The following is a 5,379-nucleotide window of genomic DNA, read 5'->3' on the forward strand; positions in this document are numbered from 1 at the left end:
TTCCGGGAGGGGGACGTTGACCGTGGGGGCCTCGGAGTCCGGGACGTGCGGGGACGCCGTCTCAGCGCACTCTTCGTCTCCGTTGGTCTCTGCTGGCTGATTCACCGAGGTCATTCCCGTCCCAGATCGGCCGCCCTCGGCCGTATTTTCCCGTTCTGCGCGGGACTAACGTCTCACAGGTCGATGACCGGCGAGAGAGGCGTGGTGGTCTTCGCCGGGACGGGGCTCGGGGTCGGCGTGGACGACGGCGCCCGACAGGCGGGGGAGGGCGTGCATGAGGCTGTGCTCGGCGTCCACGGCGACCCGGTGGGCGCGGACGACGGTCGAGGCGGGATCCACGACGACGTCGCATTCGGCGCGGAGCCGGTGGCCGATCCAGCGGAGGCGGACATCGCCCACGGCGAGGACGCCGGGCGTGGCGGAGAGGGCGGCCTCGGCGCGGTCGACCAGGGCGGGGTCGACGGCGTCCATGAGGCGGCGCCCGACCTCGCGGGCCGTCTGCCAGAGGATCGCGAGGATGGCGAAGGTGATGAGGAGGCCGACGACGGGGTCGGCCCAGGGGGCGCCCAGCGCGATGCCGCCGGCGCCCAGGAGGACGGCGAGTGAGGCGAAGCCGTCCGTGCGGGCGTGCAGGCCGTCGGCGACCAGGGCGGCGGAGCCGATGCGGCGGCCCACGCGGATGCGGTAGCGGGCGACGAGTTCGTTGCCGGCGAAGCCGACGACGGCGGCGCCCGCGACGGCGGCGAGGTGCTCCACAGGCTGTGGATGGGCGAGGCGGTGCAGGGCCGCGTACCCGGCGGCGAGGGCGGAGGCGGCGATGGCGAGGACGATCACGACGCCGGCGAGGTCCTCCGCGCGTCCGTACCCGTAGGTGTAGCGGCGGGTCGGCGGGCGCCTGCCGAGGACGAACGCGATGCCGAGCGGGACGGCGGTCAGCGCGTCGGCGGCGTTGTGGAGCGTGTCGCCCAGCAACGCCACCGAGCCCGTGAACGCGACCACGACGGCCTGCAGGACGGTGGTCGCGCCGAGCCCGACCAGCGAGATCCACAGGGCGCGCATCCCCTGGGCGCTGGCCTCCATCGCGGAGTCCACCTTGTCGGCGGCCTCGTGCGCGTGGGGCCGCAGGACGTGGAAAAGGCGCCGCCCGTGCCCGTGCCCATGTCCGTGGCCATGTCCGTGCCCGCTCATACGTCCGAGCATGACCCGAAAAGTCCGTTGCAGCACCTCGACAAAAGCGGCGCCGTCGCAGGTACGCGGCCTGCGCCGGTGCGGATTCCGCGTCAGTACGGATTCCGCGTCAGTGCGGGTTCGTCGCCAGAAGCTCCGCCAGGAGGTCGTCCAGGGTGACGATCCCCGCGAACTCGTTGCGCTCGTCGTTGACGACGGCGAGCGGGGCATGGGCGCGGCGCATCCGGCTCACCGCGTCCAGCACGGTCGTCTCCGCGGTGAGGACGGGCGCCGGGTGGGCCAGCTCGTCCGCGCGGCACTCCCCGTTCGGCTCGGTGATCGCCGCCCGGACGTGCACGATCCCGGTCATGGTCCCGTCGCGGTCGCGGACGAGCAGCCGGTTGTGGCCGCTCGCGGTGGCCTTCCGGCGGATCTGCGCGGCGGTAGCGTCCGCGTCGATCGTGGTGACGGCCGTCGCGGGCACCACCAGATGCCCGACGGTCGCCTCCCGCGCCGAGATCGCCCGGCGGAGCAGCTCGTGGTCGCGGCGCCCGATGAGGCCGAGGCGGCGGGACTCGCCGACCAGGTGGCTGAGCCGGGCGGCGTCGGTGTGGCTGTCCAGTTCGTCCTTCGGGGTGATGCGGATGAGCCGCAGCAGCGCGTTCGTCGTCGAGTTCAGCGACGACAGGATCGGCCTGGACACCTTCGCGAACGCGCGGAACGGCAACGCCAGGATCAGCGCGGCGCGCTCCGGGTGCGCGATCGCCCACGACTTCGGCGCCATCTCGCCGATGACCATGTGCAGGAAGGTGACGACGGCGAGGGCGGTGCCGAGCGCGATGGCCTTCGTCGCGGCCTCGGGGACGCCGAGCGCGTGCAGCGGCGGTTCGAGGAAGTGCTCGAACGCGGGCTCGGTGACGATCGCGAGGCCCAGCGAGCACATCGTGATGCCGAACTGGGCGCCGGCGAGCATCAGCGACAGCTCGCGGACGCCGGCGAGCGCGGCGACGGCCGGGCGGCTGCCCTTGGCGGCGGCGCGCTCCAGCTGCGGGCGGCCCGCCGCGACGAGCGCGAACTCGGCCGCGACGAAGAACCCGTTCCCGACCAGCAGCAGGGCGGTGATGAGCAGGGTCGTCAGCGGGTCCACGACACCTCCGGACCGGACGCGTCCGCGTCGTCCGCGTCGTCCGCGTCGTCCGCACCGTCCGCACCGTCCGCACCGTTCTCCTCGGCCCCCACCGGGACCGCCGGGGCCGGCGCCTTGATCAGGATCTTCTCGGCGACGCGGCGGGCCACGCTCACGACCTCCAGCTCCACCGAGCCGGGGTCGAGGTCGACGGTGAGGCGGTCGCCGGGGGACGGGAGCCGGCGCAGCTCCGCCATGACGAGCCCGCCGAGGGTGTCGTAGGAGTCGCCCTCCGGCAGGTCGAACCCGGTGAGCCGGCCGATCTCGTCGATGCGCATGCTCGCGTCGACCAGCCAGGAGCCGTCCGGCCCGGAGGTCGGGGCGACCTCCCGCGCGTCGGTCTCGTCGGAGATCTCCCCGACGAGCTCCTCGGCCACGTCCTCGAACGTGAGGATGCCGGCGAGGCCGCCGTACTCGTCCACGACGCAGGCGAACTCCTCGCCGGAGTCGCGCATGTGCTCGATCACCCCGTACAGCGGCTGGCTGCCGGGGACGAGCAGCGCGGGCCGCGCGACCCGGCTGACGGGGGTGGCGGGGTCGAGCGCGTCGTCGGCGACCTCGCGGACCCCGGCGACGCCGATCACGTCGTCCACCTCCTGGCCGTAGACGGGGTAGGCGCTGTGCCCGGTCTCGCGGATCAGCGCGACGAGGTCGGCGACGGGCGCGGTCCCCGGCAGCGTCCGGACCTGCGGCCGGGGCACCATGACCTCGTCCGCGGTGAGGTCGCCGAACGACAGGGCCCGCTCCAGCAGGCCCGACAGGTCGGCGGGCAGGTGCCCGGCGCTGTGCGACTTGCCGATGATGTCGCCGAGCTCCTCCAGCGTCGCGCCGCCGTGCAGCTCCTGGACGGGCTCGACGCCGACGGCCCGCAGCAGCCGCTCGGCGGAGCTGTCGAACAGCCGGATGAGCGGCCCCGCGACCGCCAGGTAGATCAGCGTGGACGTGGCCAGCGCGCGGGCCAGCGACTCGGCGCGCGCGAGCGCGAGGTTCTTGGGGAACAGCTCGCCCATCAGCATCTGGATGAGCGTCGCCAGCACGAAGCCGGTGGCGAGCGCGATCGCCCCGGTGGCGCCCAGCGGAACGCCGGCGACCTCCAGCAGCGGCTCGATCAGCTCGGCGAGGGCGGGCTTGGCGATGAAGCCGACGACCAGGGTCGTCATGGTGATGCCGAGCTGCGCGCCCGACAGCATGAACGAGAGCCTGCCGATGACCTTCAGGGCCCGCTTGGCGGAGGCGTCGCCGCGCTCGGCGGCCTGTTCCAGTGTGGCCCGGTCCGCCGCGACGTAGGCGAACTCCTGGGCGACGAAGTAACCGGTCGCTGCGGTGAGGAGGATCACCGCCAGCACTCCCAGGACCGCGGTCAGCATGGGGCACCGGGTCTATGACTGGGGTCCGACACCGCGGACTCACCACTCCTCTCGTAGCCGTGTATCACTCGTAACGTCACTTGTGACAACGAGGTTCCCGGTGGACAGGGTACGGCGCCCGTGTGATCGAAACGGGCGGGGCGTCCCCGGAACGCCCTGGGTGCGGTGCTTGCGGGGAGTGCGGGGGAGAAGGCGCTTGTCTCGGCCGGTGTTGCGGATCACACTTATATGAGAGCGTTAGTCCGATAGTGGACCGGTCCGTGCTCCCAGACCGGTCGGCCGGGCATGCTCGGGGGGACCGTAGGAGAGCGAACGCGGGGCAGACGTTGGACCAGAGCGGGGCCGGGGCCGCCGCGCCCATGAGCCGTGAAGGCGTCGACCATGCCCTGCGCACGCTCCGGGAGGAGCGCGACCGCATCTCCGCGTCCCTCCTCGACCTCGACGGACACCAGGGCAGCCGCCTCCTGGAGGGGGCGCGACTCACCGGTGAGACGTGGCGCCGCTGGGAGGACGCCAAGGCCGCCATGCTGGCGCTGTGGACGCTCTTCGACGCCTACCAGCGCGTCCTGGACGCCGCGGTGGAGCTGCGTGAGCGGTCGCCGCGGCCGGACGCGGCGACGCTGGTCGAGCTGTCCGCGCTGCTGTCCGGCCGTGCGGTGGAGATGCCCGGCGAGGAGGCCCCGCTGCGGGAGCGGACGCTTCTCGGCCAGCGGGCACGGCGGGTGACCCTGGTCGAGGCCGTCGAGCTGATGTCCGACGCGTACGAGTTCGTCGCGGGCGAGATCGACGCCGCCGACGCCGCCTGGTCGGCGCTGCTGCTGCCGCTGGAGGAGGTGGAGGAGTGCTGGCGGGAGACGGCCCGGCTGGCGCACTCCCTGGACGGCACCCGCCACCCCGAGCTCGACCGGGTCGGGCGCGAGCTGACCGCGCTGGGCCGCGTCGTGCGCACCGACCCGCTGTCACTCGTGCGGGACGGCCGCGCCGACACAGCCCGACTCGACCGCGTCCGCACCGCGCTGACCGCGCTCGGGGACGAGCTCGCCGGCGTCGCCCGGATGCGGGAGGACTACGCCGGGCACATCGCGCGGGTCACCGCGTGCATCGAGGAGGTCGAGGACACCGAGCAGCGCGCCCGCGACGCGTACGCGACGGTCCTCATCAAGATCCATGCGCCGAACGTGCCCGCACCGGCACGGGGCCTCGCCGTCGAGCTCCGCGACCGGCTCACCGCCCTGGAGCGGCTCCGCGAGGCGGGCCGCTGGGTCGAGCTGGCGGGCTGCTTCGCCGGGCTCGAACGCGCCGCGGGCGAGGCGCTGGAACGGGCGCAGGGCGAGCTGCGTCTGAGCACCGGCCTGCTCGACAGGCGGGGCGAGCTGCGCGGGCGCCTGGAGGCGTACCGGGCCAAGGCGGCGCGGCTGGGCCTGGCCGAGGACGAGCGGCTCACCGGACTGTACGGGGAGGCCCGTGACGTGCTGTGGACGGCGCCGTGCGACCTGCGGAGGGCGACGGCGGTCGTCGCGGAGTACCAGCGTGCGATCAGGGCGTGCGAGAGCGAGACGGGGTCGCGGCGATGAGCGGATGCACCCAGCCCGGCTGCACCGGTGAGGTGGACGCCGACGGCTTCTGCGACGTCTGCGGCATGGCCCCGCTCCCCGACCC

At 73.7% G+C, this 5,379-nt stretch carries 4 protein-coding genes; 1 reads left to right on the forward strand and 3 read right to left on the reverse strand.

The genetic code is table 11. The features are described 5' to 3' along the window. Window positions 1-165: 165 nt before the first annotated feature. The 3 genes from E1289_RS36265 to E1289_RS36275 form a co-directional block, all read right to left on the reverse strand. A complete protein-coding gene (locus E1289_RS36265; protein WP_131988495.1) occupies window positions 166-1,188 on the reverse strand; it encodes a cation diffusion facilitator family transporter in 1,023 nt (340 codons plus the stop codon). A gap of 109 nt (window positions 1,189-1,297) precedes the next feature. After that, the gene (locus E1289_RS36270; RefSeq protein WP_131988497.1) at window positions 1,298-2,314 is read right to left on the reverse strand and encodes a hemolysin family protein; all 1,017 of its coding nucleotides are present in this window, start codon (window positions 2,312-2,314) and stop codon (window positions 1,298-1,300) included. After that, entirely contained in the window at window positions 2,302-3,720 is a 1,419-nt protein-coding gene (locus E1289_RS36275; protein ID WP_207929389.1) for a hemolysin family protein, read from the reverse strand. Before E1289_RS36275 ends, E1289_RS36270 begins: the two co-directional genes overlap by 13 nt. Before the next feature lie 359 nt (window positions 3,721-4,079). Between E1289_RS36275 and E1289_RS36280 the strand changes: the two genes are divergently transcribed. After that, on the forward strand, window positions 4,080-5,294 hold the full coding sequence (locus tag E1289_RS36280; protein WP_131988499.1) for a hypothetical protein: 1,215 nt from the start codon (window positions 4,080-4,082) through the stop codon (window positions 5,292-5,294). Window positions 5,295-5,379: the final 85 nt, after the last annotated feature.

The sequence above is a fragment of the Actinomadura sp. 6K520 genome (assembly GCF_004349245.1).
In the GTDB taxonomy this organism is placed as follows: domain Bacteria; phylum Actinomycetota; class Actinomycetes; order Streptosporangiales; family Streptosporangiaceae; genus Spirillospora.